At 73.0% G+C, this 18,743-nt stretch carries 17 protein-coding genes; 12 read left to right on the plus strand and 5 right to left on the minus strand.

Features of this window, described 5'->3' with window-relative positions; translation table 11 throughout:
• Nucleotides 1–14: 14 nt before the first annotated feature.
• Nucleotides 15–728, minus strand: a complete 714-nt coding sequence (locus CG747_RS24495) for a 1-acyl-sn-glycerol-3-phosphate acyltransferase (protein ID WP_100603983.1) — start codon at nucleotides 726–728, stop codon at nucleotides 15–17.
• 351 nt (nucleotides 729–1,079) lie between these two features.
• Here CG747_RS24495 and CG747_RS24500 point away from each other — a divergent pair, with 351 nt between their 5' ends.
• The 4 genes from CG747_RS24500 to CG747_RS24515 all read left to right on the plus strand — a co-directional run bounded on the left by CG747_RS24500 (nucleotide 1,080) and on the right by CG747_RS24515 (nucleotide 4,258).
• The gene (locus CG747_RS24500; protein WP_100603984.1) at nucleotides 1,080–1,412 is read left to right on the plus strand and encodes a thioredoxin family protein; all 333 of its coding nucleotides are present in this window, start codon (nucleotides 1,080–1,082) and stop codon (nucleotides 1,410–1,412) included.
• A gap of 228 nt (nucleotides 1,413–1,640) precedes the next feature.
• Entirely contained in the window at nucleotides 1,641–2,147 is a 507-nt protein-coding gene (locus CG747_RS24505; RefSeq protein WP_100604160.1) for a flavin reductase family protein, read from the plus strand.
• A gap of 213 nt (nucleotides 2,148–2,360) precedes the next feature.
• A complete protein-coding gene (locus CG747_RS24510; RefSeq protein WP_100603985.1) occupies nucleotides 2,361–3,149 on the plus strand; it encodes an electron transfer flavoprotein subunit beta/FixA family protein in 789 nt (262 codons plus the stop codon).
• A 146-nt stretch (nucleotides 3,150–3,295) separates the two neighbouring features.
• The gene (locus tag CG747_RS24515) at nucleotides 3,296–4,258 is read left to right on the plus strand and encodes an electron transfer flavoprotein subunit alpha/FixB family protein (protein WP_100603986.1); all 963 of its coding nucleotides are present in this window, start codon (nucleotides 3,296–3,298) and stop codon (nucleotides 4,256–4,258) included.
• A gap of 156 nt (nucleotides 4,259–4,414) precedes the next feature.
• On the opposite strand, the gene CG747_RS24520 is transcribed toward CG747_RS24515, so the two are convergent.
• Complete coding sequence (locus CG747_RS24520; RefSeq protein WP_100603987.1) at nucleotides 4,415–4,930, minus strand: DinB family protein; 516 nt, start codon at nucleotides 4,928–4,930, stop codon at nucleotides 4,415–4,417.
• Between the two features lie 204 nt (nucleotides 4,931–5,134).
• On the opposite strand from CG747_RS24520, the gene CG747_RS24525 reads away from it, so the two are divergent.
• A complete protein-coding gene (locus tag CG747_RS24525) occupies nucleotides 5,135–6,445 on the plus strand; it encodes an aldolase/citrate lyase family protein (RefSeq protein WP_100603988.1) in 1,311 nt (436 codons plus the stop codon).
• 245 nt (nucleotides 6,446–6,690) lie between these two features.
• Here the strand turns inward: CG747_RS24525 and CG747_RS24530 are convergent, their stop codons facing one another.
• Nucleotides 6,691–7,725, minus strand: coding sequence for a LacI family DNA-binding transcriptional regulator (locus tag CG747_RS24530; RefSeq protein WP_100603989.1), 1,035 nt, complete (start codon nucleotides 7,723–7,725; stop codon nucleotides 6,691–6,693).
• 187 nt (nucleotides 7,726–7,912) lie between these two features.
• Between CG747_RS24530 and CG747_RS24535 the strand changes: the two genes are divergently transcribed.
• The 6 genes from CG747_RS24535 (at nucleotide 7,913) to CG747_RS47420 (ending at nucleotide 14,795) form a co-directional block, all read left to right on the plus strand.
• Nucleotides 7,913–8,869, plus strand: coding sequence for an ROK family protein (locus tag CG747_RS24535; RefSeq protein WP_100603990.1), 957 nt, complete (start codon nucleotides 7,913–7,915; stop codon nucleotides 8,867–8,869).
• 128 nt (nucleotides 8,870–8,997) lie between these two features.
• On the plus strand, nucleotides 8,998–11,079 hold the full coding sequence (locus tag CG747_RS24540; protein WP_374701814.1) for a protein kinase: 2,082 nt from the start codon (nucleotides 8,998–9,000) through the stop codon (nucleotides 11,077–11,079).
• 289 nt (nucleotides 11,080–11,368) lie between these two features.
• On the plus strand, nucleotides 11,369–12,403 hold the full coding sequence (locus tag CG747_RS24545) for an NUDIX hydrolase (RefSeq protein WP_100603991.1): 1,035 nt from the start codon (nucleotides 11,369–11,371) through the stop codon (nucleotides 12,401–12,403).
• Between the two features lie 804 nt (nucleotides 12,404–13,207).
• Nucleotides 13,208–13,657, plus strand: a complete 450-nt coding sequence (locus CG747_RS24550; RefSeq protein WP_308303799.1) for a hypothetical protein — start codon at nucleotides 13,208–13,210, stop codon at nucleotides 13,655–13,657.
• Between the two features lie 128 nt (nucleotides 13,658–13,785).
• A complete protein-coding gene (locus tag CG747_RS47415) occupies nucleotides 13,786–14,223 on the plus strand; it encodes a hypothetical protein (RefSeq protein WP_146022150.1) in 438 nt (145 codons plus the stop codon).
• Between the two features lie 371 nt (nucleotides 14,224–14,594).
• The gene (locus CG747_RS47420) at nucleotides 14,595–14,795 is read left to right on the plus strand and encodes a DUF732 domain-containing protein (protein WP_146022151.1); all 201 of its coding nucleotides are present in this window, start codon (nucleotides 14,595–14,597) and stop codon (nucleotides 14,793–14,795) included.
• A gap of 126 nt (nucleotides 14,796–14,921) precedes the next feature.
• Here the strand turns inward: CG747_RS47420 and CG747_RS24560 are convergent, their stop codons facing one another.
• On the minus strand, nucleotides 14,922–16,283 hold the full coding sequence (locus CG747_RS24560; protein WP_100603993.1) for a dipeptidase: 1,362 nt from the start codon (nucleotides 16,281–16,283) through the stop codon (nucleotides 14,922–14,924).
• A 181-nt stretch (nucleotides 16,284–16,464) separates the two neighbouring features.
• Here CG747_RS24560 and CG747_RS24565 point away from each other — a divergent pair, with 181 nt between their 5' ends.
• Nucleotides 16,465–17,745 (plus strand): geranylgeranyl reductase family protein, encoded by a 1,281-nt coding sequence (locus CG747_RS24565; protein WP_100603994.1) that lies wholly within the window; start codon nucleotides 16,465–16,467, stop codon nucleotides 17,743–17,745.
• On the opposite strand, the gene CG747_RS24570 is transcribed toward CG747_RS24565, so the two are convergent.
• Complete coding sequence (locus CG747_RS24570; RefSeq protein WP_100603995.1) at nucleotides 17,711–18,592, minus strand: class I SAM-dependent methyltransferase; 882 nt, start codon at nucleotides 18,590–18,592, stop codon at nucleotides 17,711–17,713. The genes CG747_RS24565 and CG747_RS24570 overlap by 35 nt on opposite strands.
• Nucleotides 18,593–18,743: the final 151 nt, after the last annotated feature.

The raw sequence follows: 18,743 nt of genomic DNA on the forward strand, positions 1-18,743 counted from the left end.
CCATCAGAAACGGCCTAGGCGCGGCCCCCCGGCGCGGGGGCCGTGCCCCCGAGGTGGGCGGGGATCCACCACGTGTCCTCCGCGTCGCGGGGCCGTACGGGGTAGGCGCGCTGGGCGGCCTCCAGGAGGTCCTGGACGCGGGCTCGCAGGCGGTCGGTGATCGTCTCGGCCTGGTCGGCCGGATCGGCCTCCACCGGCTCGCCGACCCGGATCGTTATGGGGAAGTGGTGGCGGCCCAACTGGCGCTTGTGTCCCTTGGTCCACAGTCGCTGGGTGCCCCACAGTGCCATCGGGAGCAGCGGGACGCCGGCCTCCTGGGCCAGCCGTGCCGCGCCGGACTTGAAGTTCTTCAGGGTGAACGACTCGGAGATCGTCGCCTCGGGGAAGACCCCGATGATCTCGCCCGAACGCAACGCGGACAGCGCGTGCTTGTAGGCGTGCATGCCCTGCGCCCGGTCCACGGGGATGTGCTTCATCGCCCGCATCAGCGGCCCCGAGACCTTGTGGCGGAAGACCGATTCCTTCGCCATGAAGCGGACCAGCCGCTTGGCGGGGCGCGCCGCCATCCCGCAGAAGACGAAGTCCAGATAGCCGATGTGATTGCTCACCAGTACCGCTCCGCCGCGCCGCGGGATGTGCTCCGTACCGGCGACGTCGAACTTCAGGTCCTGCGTCTTGAAGAGCGTACGGGCGGCGCCGATGACGGGCGGATAGACGAACTCGGCCATGGGTGGGGGACCCCTTCTCGGTGCCTGGGGAGGGTTCTCCCGGCGGAAACCTACGCAGTCGTAACTCTGCGGCTTCGGGTGATCGTGCCCGATGTGCGCCCCGGCGGCCAGCGTGCGGGCCCCCCGTGGCGGGAGATTCTCGTCACGTGGGCGGAGGAACCGGCAGGTCGCGGGCGGATTCGGAGGCTTGTGCCGGGGGGCGGCTGCGGGGTGCCGCTGTCCGGCTGTGGGAATCTTTGCGGCGGTGCGGACGCTGCACCGTGGGATGACGGCACGGACGGTGTGCCTCGCAGGGTCCGCGGCGGCGGGTGTCCTCGGCCTGCGGCACGCCGTGGCGACGGAAGGACGACGGTGCGGGAGCGGGACGGCGAGGCGCGGCTGGATGCCGCCGAGATCGGTGCGGAGCTGGGGGAGCGGGCCACCCTCGTCCAGTTCTCCAGTGCCTTCTGCCAGCCCTGCCGGGCCACCCGGCGGATCCTGACCGAGGTCGCGGGGATGGTCGACGGCGTGGCCCACGTGGAGATCGACGCGGAGGAGCGGTTGGAGCTGGTGCGGCGCCTGGAGGTCCGCAGCACGCCGACGGTGCTGGTGCTCGACGGGCACGGCGCGATCGTCCGCCGGGCCGCCGGCCAGCCCCGGAAGGTCGACGTCATCGCGGCCCTGGGGGAGGCGGTCCGTGATTGATCTCCCAGATGCCGGGCGACACTTGACGCTCCGGGTCACGCATCGTCAGCCTGACGTCATGCGGCCAGGTACCGATCTCCTTCTCTACGGACGCGCGCACGTCGATCTGCTGCGGACCGCCAGCGCGCGCTGTCCCGGCGTGTGAGCAGCGACGACTCCTCCGCCGAGCGCCGTACGGCCGTCGGCGGCTCCGCCCGGGCCCGCAGCCCACAGCAGAAGGACAACTCCATGACGGCCTCGCCCGACCTCGGCACGCCCCGCACCGCTTCCCCCGAACTCCTGCGCTCCGTCTTCCGCCGGCACGCCGCGGGCGTCGCGGTGATCACCGCGGCCGGTTCCGGCCCGGTCGGTTTCACCGCCACCTCCCTGACCTCCGTCGCCGCCGAACCCCCGCTGCTCTCCTTCGGCATCGGCACCGGCGCCTCCAGTTGGCCGGCCGTCTCCGAGGCCGAGCACATAGGCGTCCACGTCCTCGGCGAGCACCAGCAGGAGCTGGCCGCCACCTTCGCCCGCAGCGGCGCCGACCGGTTCGGCCCGGCCACGTCCTGGCGCACCGGCCCGGAGGGCGTGCCGCTGCTGGACGGCGTACTGGCGTGGCTGGTGTGCAAGGTCGTGGCCCGGATCCCGGCCGGCGACCACCGGATCGTGCTCGCCCAGCCCGTCGTCGGCGACCCCGCTGGGCCCGGCCGGCCGCTCCTGTACCACCAGGGTCGCTTCAACGCTCTGCGCGACTGACGGGTTCCTCCGAAACCTGTTGCGTCACCGGGTCGGGGCCGTTGGGAAGGTCACATTTCGACGGCCTTGATTCGGGGCACCAGACTGGGTGTACTGGCGAGTAATATGACGGTCGGCGCGGGGATCCGTATCCGACCGGGAGCCGCCCCGTGAGGCGCCTATGCTGCCAGCACAAGGCAGTTCTGAAGAGACGAAGCAGGTAGGAGAGCCGGCGTGAGCTTGAGGATCGTTGTCTGTGTGAAGTACGTGCCCGACGCCACCGGCGACCGGCACTTCGCCGAGGACCTGACCGTCGACCGCGACGACGTGGACGGCCTCCTCTCGGAGCTCGACGAGTACGCCGTCGAGCAGGCCCTTCAGATCAAGGAAGCCAACGACGGCGACGCGGAGATCACGGTCCTGACCGTCGGTCCCGAGGACGCCACCGACGCGCTGCGCAAGGCGCTGTCGATGGGCGCCGACAAGGCCGTCCACGTCGAGGACGACGACCTGCACGGCACCGACGCGCTCGGCACCTCGCTCGTGCTCGCCAAGGCCGTCGAGAAGACCGGCTACGACCTCGTGGTCTGCGGTATGGCCTCCACCGACGGCACCATGGGCGTGCTGCCCGCGCTGCTCGCCGAGCGGCTGGGCGTTCCGCAGGTGACCCAGCTCTCCGAGGTCGCCGTCGCCGACGGCAAGGTCACCGGCCGCCGGGACGGCGACACCGCCAGCGAGCAGCTGGAGGCCGCGCTGCCGGCCGTCGTCTCCGTCACCGACCAGTCGGGCGAGGCGCGTTACCCCTCCTTCAAGGGCATCATGGCCGCCAAGAAGAAGCCGGTGGAGACCCTGGACCTGGACGACCTCGACATCGACGCGGACGAGGTCGGCCTGGAGGGTGCCTGGACCAAGGTCGAGGAGGCCACCGAGCGCCCGGCCCGTACGGCCGGCACGATCGTCAAGGACGAGGGCGAGGGCGCCAAGCAGCTCGCCGAGTTCCTCGCGGGCCAGAAGTTCATCTGAGCCGCGGGTCCGGGGCCCGGCCCCGGACCGGTACCGCTTCCGCGGCCGGGGCCGGGGTCAGCTCCCGGTTCCCCGCCCGCATCTGACGGTCCGTCGGAACTATCCGTCCTCTCTTCGCCCGCACTCTTCCCGCAGGAGCAATTCCCATGGCTGAAGTCCTTGTCTACGTCGACCACGTGGACGGCGCCGTCCGCAAGCCCACCCTCGAACTGCTCACCCTCGCCCGCCGCATCGGCGAGCCGGTGGCCGTGCACCTCGGCGCCGGCGCGGACGTCGCCGCCCCCGTGCTCGCCGAGCACGGTGCGGTGAAGGTCCTGGCCGCCGACGCCCCGGAGTTCACCGAGTACCTCGTCGCCCCCAAGGTCGACGCGCTGCAGGCCGCCTACGCCGCGGTCTCGCCGGTCGCCGTCCTGCTGCCGTCCTCCGCCGAGGGCAAGGAGATCGGCGCCCGCCTGGCCGTCCGGATCGACTCCGGCATCATCACCGACGCCGTGGACGTCGAGGCCGGCGACGAGGGCCCGGTGGCCACCCAGTCGGTCTTCGCGGCCTCGTACAGCACCAAGTCGCGGATCACCAAGGGCACCCCGGTCATCACCGTCAAGCCCAACTCCGCCGCCCCGGAGGCCGCCCCGGCCGCCGGTACGGTCGAGCAGCTCGCGGTGACCGTCGCGGACTCCTCCAAGGCCACCAAGATCGTCTCGCGCACCCCGCGCGAGTCGACCGGCCGCCCGGAGCTGACCGAGGCCGCGATCGTGGTCTCCGGCGGCCGCGGCGTCAACGGCGCCGAGAACTTCCCGGTCATCGAGGCGCTCGCCGACTCGCTCGGCGCGGCCGTCGGTGCCTCCCGCGCCGCGGTGGACGCCGGCTGGTACCCGCACACCAACCAGGTCGGCCAGACCGGTAAGTCGGTCTCGCCGCAGCTGTACATCGCGGCGGGCATCTCCGGCGCGATCCAGCACCGCGCCGGTATGCAGACCTCGAAGACCATCGTCGCCATCAACAAGGACGCCGAGGCGCCGATCTTCGACCTGGTCGACTACGGCGTGGTCGGCGACCTCTTCGACGTCGTCCCGGCGCTCACCGACGAGGTCAAGACCCGCAAGGGCTGAACCTCGCCGGGCCCGCCGCGGCCCGTCGGCACCGCACGGCCGAAGGCCCCGTACGCACCGGACGCACCGGACGTACGGGGCCTTCGGCCGTGGGCGGGCCGGGCGTGGCCGGAAAGTTCCGCTTCGCCAGGAGGGGCTGTCCTTCCGGCCGGTCCCTCAGGACCCGGTCTCGCCGTCCAGCGCCTCGCGCAGCAGGTCCGCGTGCCCGTTGTGCCGCGCGTACTCCTCGATCATGTGGACGTAGACCCAGCGCAGATTGAGGGTGCGGCCGTTGATCGTGAAGGTCTCGTCCAGGCTCCGGTCGGCCACCACCGCGTCGCAGGCCGCGATCTCGGCTCCCAGGGCCGCGTGCTCCGCCTCGGCCCGGGCCGGGTCGAGGTCGTCGAAGTCGGCGTCCGGCGCGGCGTCGGTCCAGTAGAGGGCCTCGACCGCCTCGCCGGCGAACCGCTCCCGGAACCAGACGCGTTCGACGTCGGCCATATGGCGGACCAGGCCGAGCAGGGTGAGCGCGGACGGCGGGGTGCCGGCCCGGGCGAGCTGTTCGCCGGTGAGGCCCGCGCACTTGGTGAGCAGGGTGTCACGGTGGAAATCGAGCCAGCCTTGCAGCATTGCGCGTTCGCCCGCGGCGGAGGGTGCCCGGCGGCGTTCGATCGGGGGTGCGGTCCATGTCATGACGGGATTGTGGGCCGTGGCGGGCGGGTCGCGCGACTGAGTTGTCGGCCCCGTTCAGGCCGGTGACCTGCGTCGCCACGGCCGGGAAGGTGTTGACCTCGCCAGGGGACACCGTTAGCTTCGCTATGCGGATTGTTGATTCCGTCACGCGGAAATGCTCGGGTCGGTGACGACACCGGGCACAAGCACCGGGAGGGTACCGAAATGGGGCAGCAGGAGACCGTGGCAACGAGCCTCGCGGACACCGTACGCGAGGGCATCGGAGCCGCTCTCGCCGAGGTGGACGCCGACCTGGCGCGGCGCTACCCGGGCGACCCCGGGACCCGCCAGCCGATCCACACGGTCTACGTCCCCGGCGACGCCTTCACCGCCGGCACCATCCGCTCCTGGGGCGACCAGGCGCTGGCCATGCTCGACGAGCACGCCCCCGACGCCGGTGCGCTCGCCGCGGTCCTCGGCATCCCCGAGGACCTCGCGGGACCGGTTTACGACCGGGTCCGCGCCAAGCTGGAGCGCGAGCCCATCGAGGACCTGCGGATCGACTTCGAGGACGGCTACGGACTCCGTTCCGACGCCGAGGAGGACGAGGCCGCCGCCCGCGCCGCCGCACTGGTCGCCGCCGCCTACAACGGGGGCACCTCCCGGCCGGAGGCTGGGGGAGGCACCGCCGCCCCCTATATGGGCATCCGGATGAAGTGCATGGAGGCCGCCGTCCGCGACCGCGGCATCCGCACCCTGGACATCTTCCTCACCGGTCTCATGGCGGCCGGCGGCCTGCCCGACGGCCTCGTCCTCACCCTCCCCAAGGTGACCTATGCCGAGCAGGTCACCGCCATGGTCCGGCTGCTGGAGGCGTTCGAGAAGGCCCGCGGCCTCACGCCCGGCCGGATCGGCTTCGAGATCCAGATCGAGACCACCCAGTCCATCCTGGGCGCCGACGGCCGTGCCACCGTCGCCCGCATGATCGACGCCGCCGAGGGCCGCGCCACCTCCCTCCACTACGGCACCTTCGACTACAGCGCCTCCTGCGGCGTCAGCGCCGCCTACCAGGCCAGCGACCACCCCGCCGCCGACCACGCCAAGGCCGTCATGCAGGTCGCCGCGGCCGGCACCGGCGTCCGGGTCTCCGACGGCTCCACCAACGTCCTGCCGGTCGGTCCCACCGCCCAGGTCCACGACGCCTGGAGGCTGCATCACGGCCTCACCCGCCGCGCCCTGGCCCGCGCCTACTACCAGGGCTGGGACATGCACCCGGGCCACCTCCCGACCCGCTACGCCGCCGTCTACGCCTTCTACCGCGAGGGCCTGGAGAAGGCCGCCGCCCGGCTCGCCGCCTACGTCGCCAAGGCCGGCGGCGACGTCATGGACGAGCCCGCCACCGCCAAGGCCCTCAGCGGCTACCTGCTCCGCGGCCTCGACTGCGGCGCCGTCGACCCCGGCGAGGTCGCCCGCCTCACCGGCCTGACCCGCGCCGACCTCGACGGCCTGGCGGGCCGCCCGACCAAGTCGGCCTGACCGGAAGCCGGTCGACCCGGCACGGGGCGGCCGCCCGTCGGCCGCCCCCGCCCCCGCCGATCGTCCCGGCCGGGTCCCGCCACCGGGACCCGGCCGGGACGCGTATGGCGCCACACCGGGGCTTGCTGTATCGCTCCCGCGCGATGACGACGGGGTGCGTGCCCTCGTAGGCGGCATCCCGGACGGACAGACGGACGGGCGAGTGGTCGGTCGCGCTGCCCGCGCCCCACCGGCCCGGCGTGCCGTCAGTCCGGGCGGATCTCCCCCGAGCCGCGCGGGATCAGCCGGGTGGGAATCTCCAGCCGCTGCGGGGGCTCGTCGACGCCGTCGAGGCGGCGGAAGAGCAGACCTGCGGCGGTGCGGCCGAGGTGGGCGGCGTCCTGGGCGACGACCGTGATGGCGGGGTGGACCAGATCGGCGAGTTCGAAGTCGTCGAAACCGACCAGGGCGACCGGGCGCGGGTGGCCGCGCAGCACCCGGACGGCGGTGACGGTGACCCGGTTGTTGCCCGCGAAGAGGGCGGTGACCGGCTCCGGGGCGGCCAGCATGGCCGCGGCCGCGGCGTGCACCCGGTCGGGGGCGGTGGAGCCGAGGGAGACCCAGGAGTCGTCGACCGGCAGACCGGCCTCGGCCATCGCGGTGCGGTAGCCGCGCAGCCGCTCCTTGGCGGTGTGGATGCGCGGCTGGTCGCCGATGAAGCCGATCCGGCGGTGGCCGTGCGCGATGAGGTGGGCGACCGCGGCCCGGGCGCCGCCGAAGTTGTCGGAGAGGACCACGTCGGCGTCGATCCGGCCGGCCGGGCGGTCCACGAAGACGGTCGCGATGCCGGCGGCTATCTCCGGCGCCAGATAGCGGTGGTCGTCGCCGGCCGGGATGACGACCAGCCCGTCCACCCGGCGGGCGCACAGCGCCAGCACCAACTCCTGCTCGCGGACCGGGTCCTCGGCGCTGGAGCCGTTGATCAGCAGGGCGCCGTGGCTGCGCGCGACCTCCTCGACGGCGCGGCTGAGCGGACCGTAGAAGGGGTCGGCGAGGTCTTCCAGGACCAGGCCGATGCTGGCCGTCCGGCCCTTGCGCAGGACCCGGGCGGAGTCGTTGCGGCGGAAGCCGAGCGCGGTGATGGCTTCCTGGACGCGGCGTTCGGTGTCCGGGGTGACGCCCGGCTCGCCGTTGACCACCCGCGAGACGGTCTTCAGACCGACGCCGGCGCGCGCCGCGACATCCTTCATCGTGGGGCGGGTGCCGTAGCGATGGGACGTACCGCGGGCGGTCTCGGTCACGTGTGCGGTCCTGTCTGCCGGGGGACGGATGCGGTGTCGGGCGCGCCACCGGGCGGGGCGCGCCGACGCGCCGCTGTGTGGCGACGAGCATAGCCCCTAGACAACGTTGTCAAATGCCGGAAGACTGGCGTTCTCACGCCGGGCCGGAACCCCGGCCCCCCGGGCCCACCAGGAGAATTCGACACCGATGCAGACGGACCTCAGCGCAGCGCTGGACATCGGCGGCACCAAGATCGCCGGCGCTCTGGTGGACGGCCGCGGCAGACTCGTCGCCAAGGCCGCCCGGCCGACCCCCGCGGACCAGGACGGGGCCACCGTGATGGGTGCGGTGGCCGAGGTCGTCGACGAGCTGGCCGCCGGGCCGGACTGGGCGCGGGTGGCCACCGTCGGCATCGGCAGCGCCGGGCCCGTGGACGCCGCCGCCGGCACCGTCAGCCCGGTGAACATCCCCGGCTGGCGCGACTTCCCGCTGGTCGCCGGGGTGCGGGCGCTGGTCGGGGCGCGTCCGGTGACGTTGGTCGGCGACGGCGTGGCGATGACCGCCGCCGAGCACTGGCAGGGTGCCGCGCGGGGCCATGACAACGCGCTGTGCATGGTGGTCTCCACCGGGGTCGGTGGCGGACTGGTCCTCAACGGGCGGCTGCATCCCGGCCCTTCGGGCAACGCCGGCCACATCGGGCACATCAGCGTCGATCTCGACGGTGACCCGTGTCCCTGCGGGGGGCGCGGCTGCGTCGAGCGGATCGCCAGCGGCCCCAACATCGCCCGCCGCGCACTGGCCAACGGCTGGCGGCCGGGCCCCGACGGGGACGCCAGTGCCGCCGCGGTCGCCGCCGCGGCGCACGCCGGCGACCCCGTCGCGGTGCGCTCCTTCGAGCGGGCCGGACAGGCGCTGGCCGCCGGGATCGCCGCCACCGCCACCCTCGTCGAGATCGACATAGCGGTCATCGGCGGCGGTGTCGCGGGCGCCGGGGATGTGCTGTTCACCCCGTTGCGCGAGGCTCTCCGGGATTACGCCACCCTGTCCTTCGTCTCCGAACTGGCCGTGGTCCCCGCCCAGATGGGGACGGACGCCGGCGTGGTGGGCGCCGCCGCGGCCGCCGCGCAACAGTCCCGTCTCGATGCGTTCGCGCCTGCCCCATAGGGACCCCGGCCGCACCCCTCCGCCCCTTAGTCTGGTGCCGGCCGCCTGAAGGGTTGCGGCGCAGTGCCCCGGCGTCCAGGCGTACGGGCCGCTGTGGCACGGAGACGGGTAGCGAGGGGACCGGCACGGTGACATCGGGGGAGCGCGAGCAGCGCGGGGCGGACGGGGCCGGTGCGGCGAACGGCGCGAACGGCCCCGGGCCGGCGGACGGTGCGCCGGGCGGCGCGGGCGGCGGTGTGCCGCGGGCGGCCTCCCGCAGCGGCCCGCAGCGCGGCGTCGACGACGACCTGACCGGGCGGCTGATCGGCGGCCGCTACCGCGTCACCGGCCGGATCGGCCGGGGCGGTATGGGCGTGGTCTGCCGGGCCGAGGACCAGGTGCTGGGCCGCGAGGTCGCGCTCAAGGTCCTCCGGGCCTACACCGACGCCTCCGCCCCCGAACTCGCCGACCTGCGCACCCGGATGCAGCGCGAGGCGCGGGCCGCGGCCCGGATCCGGCACTCCGGTGTGGTGACCGTCCACGACGTCATCGACGAGGCCGGACGCCCGGTCATCGTCATGGAGCTGGTGGACGGGCCGTCGCTGGACGACGCCATCGGCGCGCAGGGCCCGTTGGATCCGCGGGAGATCGCCCGGATCGGGGCCGCCGTCATGGACGCGCTGGACGCCGCCCACGAGGTCGGGGTGCTGCACCGCGACGTCAAGCCCGGCAACGTCCTGCTGGAGCGCCCGGGGCGGTCCCCGGACCGGGCCGGCTCCGGGGAAGGCCGGGTGGTGCTCACCGACTTCGGCATCGCCAGCATCGAGGCCCCCGGGGACGGCGCCAGCACCAACATCACCCGCAGCGGCGAACTGGTCGGCTCGCTCGACTACCTCCCGCCCGAGCGCGCCCAGGGCCTGGACCCCACCCCCGCCTCGGACATCTGGTCGCTGGGCATGACGCTGTACGCGGCGGCCGAGGGCGGCGCCGCGCCGTTCCGCCGCACCTCGGTGTACTCGACGCTGACCGCGATCGTCACCGAACCGCTGCCCGAACCGCGCCGGGCCGGACCCCTGACGCCCGTCCTGTACGCCTTGATGGCCAAGAACCCGGCCGACCGCCCGTCCGCCGCCCAGGCCCGCAGCATGCTCCGCGCGGTGGCGGAGGGCCGCGACCCCGGCGTGACGCCGCCCGCCCCGCCGCCGGTCCCGCAGCCCGGCATGCCGTACGCGCCCACCGCCACGGACGTGACGGCGGGGGCGGGGCCGCTGACCGGTCCCGCGGGTGCCGGGGTGGCGCCGGCCGGTTGGCTCGGCGGCCCGGGCGCCCGGGGCGGCGCCGTGCCGCAGCCGCCCGGCCCGAACGCGCATTACGGGCGGCCGGTCCACGACCCGTCGGCTACGGTGGCCGGTTCCGCGGCGGGCATCACCGGCCCGCACCCGTACCAGGGCGCCCCCGACGGCGACACCGCGCGACTGCCGGCCCGCCGGCGCCGGCGGGTGCTGCTGGCGGCGGCGGCCGTCCTGGCCGTGCTGGCCGGCGGCGGTGGCCTCACCTACGCGCTGGTCGGCTCCGGCTCCGGCGACCGGGACACCGCGAGCGACCGGCAGGCGGCCGCACCGGCCACCACACCGGGGACGAGCCGACCGAGCGTCTCCGCCGGCAAGGGCGGCGCGGGCGACGGCAAGGCCACCAGCCCGTCGCCGGCCGGCTCGACGACCCCCTCCGGGGCCCCCTCCGCGTCCGGAAACCCCAAGCCCGGCGTGCCGGGCGGTGGTCCGGGCGGCCAGACCGGCGGTACGGCCGCGGGCGGAAGCCAGGGCGGCACGGACGGCGGTGGCACCGCGGGCGGGGCGCACGGCGGCACCTCCGGCGGTACGACCACCGGCGGCTCCGGTTCCGCCGCCGGCGGTGGCAGTGGCGGCAGCGGCGGGGGACCCACCCCGGGACCGTCCTGCGCGGACGCCGGCGGCGGCAAGGCCAACTGCGACGTGTGGCGCACCGCGACCTCGTACACCGACTCCTTCCAGCAGGTCGGCCACCTCAATGCGGGCACCAACTACTTCTACTGCCAGGCGAAGCTGGGCCGTCGCGAGACGTACGGGAAGTGGACCAACGTGTGGTGGGCCAAGACCGATGACGACAGCGGCAATTCCGGCGTCTACATCAGCGTCGTGTACCTCACCGGCGGGGAGAACGACCAGCCGGTGCCCGGGCTGCGGGCCTGCTGAACGCGGGCGGCACCCGCCCGGCGCCGCGCACCCATGGGACTCCGGCATATGCGACGTACCGCCCCGCCGGCGGTCGTCCGGAGGCCGTGCGCGGGTGGGGGTTTCGGTGCTGGAGGGGCGGGGGAGCGCTTGATTGCCGGGGCATCGCGGCGGGGGAGGCGGACCGGCGTCCCCTGTGCGGTGTGTTCCTCCAGCATGTTCCCGGCGTCGCACGCGGCCCGTGGTCCCGAGCGTTTCCGTGGCAGGGTGTTGCGGGCAACTCACCTGGGTCTAGGGAAGAGGGGAAACCGTGATCGTCTGGCTGAACGGCACGTTCGGTGCGGGCAAGACCACTGTGGCTCATGAAGTGCTCGACCTGCTTCCCGGAAGCACGCTCTACGACCCGGAACTCCTCGGCGGCGGGCTGCGGTTGATGCTGCCGGCCAAGCGGTTCGAGGAGGTCGACGACTACCAGGACCTGCCGTCCTGGCGGCGCATGGTCGTGGACACCGCGGCCGCCCTGCTCACCGAGGTGCCGGGCCCGCTGGTGACGCCGATGGCGCTGCTGCGCCAGGAGTACCGCGACGAGATCTTCGGCTCCCTGGCGGCCCGCCGGATACCCGTCCGACATGTCCTCCTCCATGCGGAGGAAACGATCCTGCGGGAGCGTATAGCCCACCGCGAGGAGAAGCCCGGCGACCCCGAGGGCAACGCCTCCGTGCGCCGCTGGTGCCTGGAGCACCTGGGTCCCTACGCGCACGCCCTGGACTGGCTCAAGAGCGATGCGCACGTCGTGGACACCACCGCCCTGACACCCCGCCAGGCCGCCGAGCGGGTCGTCGAGGCCGTCCGCACCGGCGCCGGCGCCTGCGACATCGTGCAGACCCCCGAACCCACCGCGGAGACCCTCGCCGCCGGAGTGCTGCTCTTCGACGACCAGGACCGCGTGCTGCTGGTCGATCCGACGTACAAGCCCGGCTGGGAGTTCCCCGGCGGCATCGTGGAACCAGGCGAGGCGCCCGCCCACGCCGGCGTACGGGAGGTGGCCGAGGAACTCGGCATCCAACTCCCGCACCCCCCAAAGCTGTTGGTCCTCGACTGGGAAGCCCCCAAGCCCCCCGGCTTCGGCGGCCTGCGGCTGCTCTTCGACGGCGGCACCCTCACCGAGGACACCATCCGGGAACTCCTGCTGCCCGGCTCCGAACTGCGTGCCTGGCGCTTCGTCACCGAATCCGAGGCGGAGACCATGCTGCCGCCCGTCCGCTGGAACCGCCTCCGCTGGGCACTACGAGCCCGCGAACGGGGCTGCCCGCTGCATCTGGAGGCGGGCGTTCCGTTGACCTGACGGTTCGTTGCGCTTGGTTGGGCCCCGCACGTTGTCGGCGTCCCCGCCGTGGGGCTTGCTGTTTTTGCGCCTGGCGGCGCGGGCCGTTGCCGTTGTGCGGCGTCGTTTCGCCTGCGGCGGGCGTTGCCGCTGCGCGGGGCGGGTCCGCTGCGCGGGGCTGGTCGGGTGCGGTGCCGGGTCTGTGGGGTGGGGGTGTGCCGGACTGCTTCGCTTTACGTCCGGCACACCCCCACCCCACAGACCCGTCCCCTCCCGTTGATGGGTGGGAAAAGGCCGGTGGGGCTGCGCGTGAGTGGGACGGTGCGGGTCCGTTGTTGAGTGGTGACCGGGATTGAGTAGCGACCGGTAGGCGACCACTCACGCTGGCCCCCACCCACCGTCTTTCCTCACCACCACCGGGAGGGGTCGGGGCGGAGGGGTCGGTGTGCAGGACGTAAAGCGCAGCAGTCCTGCACACCGACCCCTCCGACCCGACACCGCACCCAACAGCCCCGCGCAGCGGACAACAGCCCGCCGCCAGGCGACACGACGCCGCACGGCGGCAACGTACGAGTGGGCCCGCGCCGCCAGGCGCGACGGCGAGCAACCCTCACGGCGGGACAGCCCCGAAGCTCCAGAGTCATAGTTCTGGAGTGATCACCTGTGGTGGCGTCCACACTGGTCAAGTCGTCGCACGAAGCAGCAGCATCTACGCAGGTCAGCCCCGGTGCGGGAAACCTCCGCCCTCCTACGAAGTGCATGGAAAACCGTGCAACTGTAGGAACCGCGTTCGCCGAGAACCTGGGAGGGGGCCGGTGCATCCGATTGTCGGTCCGAACAGACGAGACGACCAGCCCCGAGCGGCAGCGCGAGGCCGACGACATAGCGGCGGCAGCGCTCGGGATCGATTTCGGCGAGGGTGACGGGCTGCGGGAGTCGCAGAGCATCAGCGACCGCGTGACCGGTGCCCAGGCAGCCATGCGCAAGATGGCGCTCCGGTGGCGCGGCGGCGGACGTTCGCCGTACGGGTACCTGCCTGCCCCCATGTCCAAGGAACACGGCAGGGTCGGCTGGACCCTGGTCCCGGATCCGGACGCCGTGCGAGTCATTGAGCGGATCATTGCGGCGCTGTTGGACGGTAAGAGCCCGCATGCCATCGCGCTGATGCTCAACGCGGACGGGGTGCTGTCCCCCTCGGAGTACTGGAAGGCGTACAAGGCACGCACCAAGGCACCGCCGACACGGAGACGGACGCGCCGAAGAAGAAGCCCGTGATCCGATAGCACAGACGCACGCCATGAGTCCCGTTCGACCATGAGTCGGACGGGGCTTCGCTTATCCGCCTTTGGAACGGCATGGTAGGCGCTGTCGAACACGAACGCGCTCACGTAGTAGGGGAGAACATGAAGCGCACAACCACGGCCGTACTCGCTGCGGCAATGGCCATCGCGGCACTGTCCGCATGCGATGCCGACGGCCCGAACACAAAGACGGCCAAGAGCGCGCCGGCAACCGCGGCACCTACCACAGAAAGCACCCCGAGCAGCAAGGACGAGGACGCGTCTAAGGATGGCGCCGCGCCGGCCCTGAACGCCGAACAGACCCAAAAGCTCATGGGCGCACTCAAAGCGGTAGACCCAGCGCTAGGTGACAACGAGAAGTGGGCGCTCGCAGCGTCTGGGACCATCTGCGCAGACATTCGAGCGGGGCAGGCTGACTCTGACGTGCTGCAAGGGGCAAAGCTGCGCTTTCAGGGGACTACGCCCGGCACCATCAAGTCACTGTCGGATGGTCAGGCGGCGCGCATCGTGACAGCGGTTAAGTCGTCGTTCTGCAAGTAGGTCAGAGAACCAGCCCCGTTCGGCCCCGTGCCGGGCGGGGCTTTCCGCTGGACGAATCCTGGTATTCCCGCACCAGGCAGACAAGCCCCGTGATAGGTATCCGCCGATCATCTACAGACACAAGGGGTGACAATGAAGCGGAAGGCGTTGGCTATAGGGGGAGTTGCGGTGCTCGCGTTCCGCGGGGTCTTGTCGCTCTTCGAGGACGAGAGGACAAGGCGGTAGCCGAGAGCCCGAGACCGACCGCTACGGTGCAAGCGCAGCCGGAGAGACCGAGCGCGGAAGCCCCACGCCCCTCGGGGATCCCCTCGCCGGACGCTGCACAGACAGCAGACCTGATACGCGCTCTGAGCGCCATCGACCCGGGGCTGGTGGCCAAGGAGAGTCGCGCCGTTGACCGTGCCCGCAACGTGTGCAGCGACATCAAGGACGGCAAGGACGCGGCGACGGTCCAGCGGAACGCGAAAACGCGGTACGAGGGTGGCGCGGTGCCAAGCCTCACGGACGACCAGACCGCGAACATCGTGACCGCTGTAAAGGTGTCGTTTGTAAAGGTGTCGTTCTGTTCGTAACGCCCCACTGACAAGCCCCGCTCGGCACTGGCCGAACGGGGCTCGTCTGTTCTTCAGCGCTACTCCCGAAGTCTCGGTACCGTAGAGGTCCCCGTTACGAGCTTCGGGAAGCCAAAAACGTGGGAATCAGACCCGCTCCGCGGCGAACCGCTGGAGGAACAGGGCCTCGGCCAGGGACAGTCGTTCCAGTTCGTCGGGGGAGACGCTTTCGTTGACGGCGTGGATCTGGGCCTCCGGCTCGCTGAGGCCGATCAGGAGGATCTCCGTGTCGGGGTAGAGGCCGGCCAGGGTGTTGCACAGGGGGATGGAGCCGCCCAGGCCGGAGGTCTGCATCTCCTGCCCGTCGTACGCCTCGCTCAGTGCCGCCGCCATCGAGGCGTACGCGGGGCTGGTGGTGTCCGCGCGGAACGGCTGGCCCTGGCCGACCTGCTCGACGGCGACGCGGGCACCCCATGGGGCGGCGCCTTCCAGGTGTGCGGTGAGCAGCTTGGTGGCGTCGACGGCGTCGGTGCCCGGGGGGATCCGCAGGCTCACCAGGGCGCGGGCCGAGGCGTGCACGGAGGGGGTGGCGCCGACCACCGGCGGGCAGTCGATGCCCAGGACGGTCACGGCGGGCCGGGACCAGAGGCGGTCGGCGATCGTGCCCGTGCCGATGAGCCCGACGCCGTCCAGGACCTTGGCGTCCTTGCGGAAGTCCGCCTCCGGGTACTGCAGGCCCTCCCAGGTGGCGTCCGCGGCCAGTCCGCGGACGGTCGTCGAGCCGTCCTCGGCGCGCAGCGAGTCCAGGATCCGGATCAGTGCGGCCAGTGCGTCCGGGGCCGCGCCGCCGAACTGGCCGGAGTGCAGGTTGCCCTCCAGGGTGTCGACCCGGACCTGCAGCATCGTCATGCCGCGCAGCGTCGCGGTGACCGTCGGCAGGCCGGCCCGGAAGTTGCCGGAGTCGCCGATGACGATGGCGTCGGCCGTGAGGAGTTCCGGGTGCGCCGTGGCGTACTGCTCCAGGCCGCCGGTGCCCTGTTCCTCCGAACCCTCGGCGATCACCTTGATGTTGACCGGGATGCCGCCGTGCTCCTTGAGCGTCCGCAGTGCGGTCAGGTGCATGATCATGCCGCCCTTGCAGTCCGCGGCGCCGCGTCCGTACCAGCGGCCGTCGCGCTCGGTCAGCTCGAACGGCGGGCTGATCCAGGCGTCCTCGTCCAGGGGCGGCTGGACGTCGTAGTGCGCGTACAGCAGGACCGTCGGCGCGCCGGCCGGGCCGGGGAGGTAGCCGTAGACGGACTGGGTGCCGTCCGGGGTGTCCAGCAGTGCCACGTCCTGGAAGCCCTCGGCCCGCAGTGCGTCCGCGATCCAGCGGGCAGCGGCCTCGCTCTCGCTCTTGGGGAACTGGGCGAAGTCCGCGACCGACTTGAAGGCCACCAGCTCGGCGAGTTCGGTCCTGGCCCGCGGTTGCAGGGCGGCTACGGTCTGGGCGAGTGCGCTGTCGGGCATGGAACGCTCCTTGTGGGCGCGGTGTCGGCTACGTGCGGGCACGTGCGGCGGGGTGAGCCGGGCGGACCCGGACGTACGGGTGGGCGTGCGCTCGATCTTCCCACAGGCGGTCCGCGCGGCGGCGGCCCGTAGGATGCGGGCGGTACGCGCAGCCAGGCATCGGACGGGAGCGGAAGCACAGGTGAGCAGCGAGCAGGCAGCCGAGGACAACCAGCAGGTGTGGGACGTCGTGGTGGTGGGCGCGGGGCCCGCGGGCGCCTCGGCGGCACACGCCGCGGCGTGTGCGGGGCGCCGGGTGCTGCTCCTGGAGAAGGCCGAACTCCCCCGCTACAAGACCTGTGGCGGCGGCATCATCGGCCCGTCCCGGGACTCCCTGCCGCCCGGCTTCGAACTGCCGCTGCGCGACCGGGTGCACGCGGTGACGTTCTCGCTCAACGGCCGGATGAACCGCACCCGCCGTTCCAAGCACATGCTCTTCGGGTTGATCAACCGCCCCGAGTTCGACGCCGCGCTGGTGGAGTCCGCCAAGGACGCCGGGGCGCGGGTCCGTACCGGTGTCACCGTCTCGCGGGTGGAGCAGCACGGCGCCAACGTCCCCGACCGGCGGACCGTCGCGGTGGTGCTCGGTGACGGCGAGGTGGTGCTGGCCCGTGCGGTGGTCGGCGCGGACGGCAGCGCGAGCCGGATAGGCGCGCATGTCGGTGTCAAGGTCGACCAGGTGGATCTGGGGCTGGAGGCCGAGATCCCGGTGCCGGAGACGGTCGCCGAGGACTGGGCGGGCCGGGTGCTGCTCGACTGGGGCCCGATGCCCGGCAGTTACGGCTGGGTGTTCCCCAAGGGGGACACCCTCACCGTCGGGGTGATCTCGGCCCGCGGCGAGGGCGCGGCGACCAAGCGCTATCTGGAGGACTTCATCGGGCGGCTCGGCCTGGCCGGTTTCGAGCCGCGGATCTCCTCCGGGCACCTGACCCGCTGCCGGACCGACGATTCGCCGCTCTCCCGCGGCCGGGTGCTGGTCTGCGGTGACGCGGCGGGCCTGCTGGAGCCCTGGACCCGTGAGGGGATCTCGTTCGCGCTCCGCTCCGGGCGGCTGGCGGGGGAGTGGGCGGTGCGGATCTCCGAGGCGCACGACGCGGTCGACGCCCGGCGGCAGGCCCTGAACTACGCCTTCGCCATCAAGGCCGGGCTGGGCGTGGAGATGGCCGTCGGCCGTCGCATGCTGGCCCTCTTCGCGCGCCGCCCGGGGATGTTCCACGCCGCGCTGACCGGGTTCCGGCCCGCGTGGCGGGCGTTCGCGAAGATCACCCGCGGTACCTCCACGATCGCCGAACTGGTCCGCACGCACCCGCTGGCCCGGCGTGCGCTGGACGCCCTCGACCGCGCGGAGGCGTCCCGGGAGGACGCGCCCGCCGCGCGGTCGGCGGAGGTCAGCGACCCGGAGCCGGCGGCCGAACGGCGGTGACGAGCCAGGCGGCGCCGCGCAGCCGGACCGCGCCGCCGTCCTCGTAGGGGCGCAGCGCCTCGACGAGTGCCGTCCGGGCGCGCTCCCGGGTGTCCGGGGCGGCGCCCTCCAGCAGGTGGCGGCCGGGGCCGGAGCCGAGCAGGAAGGCGGACGCGTCGGCGGCGTCCCGGCCCCAGACGCCGTCCGCCGTCACCGGTGTCACGGCGGTCTCCCCGAATCCGGCGGCGGAGAGCACCTCTTGGACGCGGTCCGGGTCGGCGAGCGAGAACATTCCGGGCGCACCGGGGGCGCCGAAGCCGTCGAGTGACAGGTGTGGTCGGAGCGCCGCCAGCGCCTGGAACCACTCGCTGCGGTCGGCCGGTGCGCCGCAGACGAACGCCAGTCGGCCGCCGGGGCGCAGCGCCCGGCCGATGTTGGCGAAGGCGGCGACCGGGTCGGCGAAGAACATCACGCCGTAGCGGCTGATCGCGATGTCGAAGCCGCCCGCCGGGAAGGCGTGCACCTGGGCGTCGCCCTGTGCGAAGGCGGTGTTGGCCAGTCCCTCGCGGGCCGCGGAGGCGCGGGCGCGGGCCAGCATCGGCGCGGAGAGGTCCAGGCCCTGCGCGTGCCCTTCGGCGGCTCGGCGGGCGGCGAGCCGGGTCGTGGCGCCGGCGCCGCAGCCGATGTCCAGGACGCGGTCGGCCCGGCCGATCGCCGCGGCGGTGAGCAGCGGCTCGTTGAACCCGTCGTTCACCGCGTCCCAGCGGTCCTGGTGGGCGGCCCAGTGGGCTCCCTCGTAGCCGTTCCAGGCGCGGGCCTGTTCGGCGTTGGGGGTGTCGGGGAGCGCGGGGCCGGTGGGGTGTGCCATGCGGTGCCTCCTGCTGGGTGCGGGGTCTGCCGGGCGTGGATGTCGGCGGCGTGCGGGCAGCCCGGCGGAACGGGCGGCCCGGGCCTAGGATGGGCGGGTGCCCAAACCCTGTGGGCAACAGTATGGGCGCGTGCCCAAACTGGCAATCCCC

The organism is Streptomyces sp. CB02959 (assembly GCF_002803155.1).
Classification (GTDB): Bacteria; Actinomycetota; Actinomycetes; order Streptomycetales; family Streptomycetaceae; genus Streptomyces.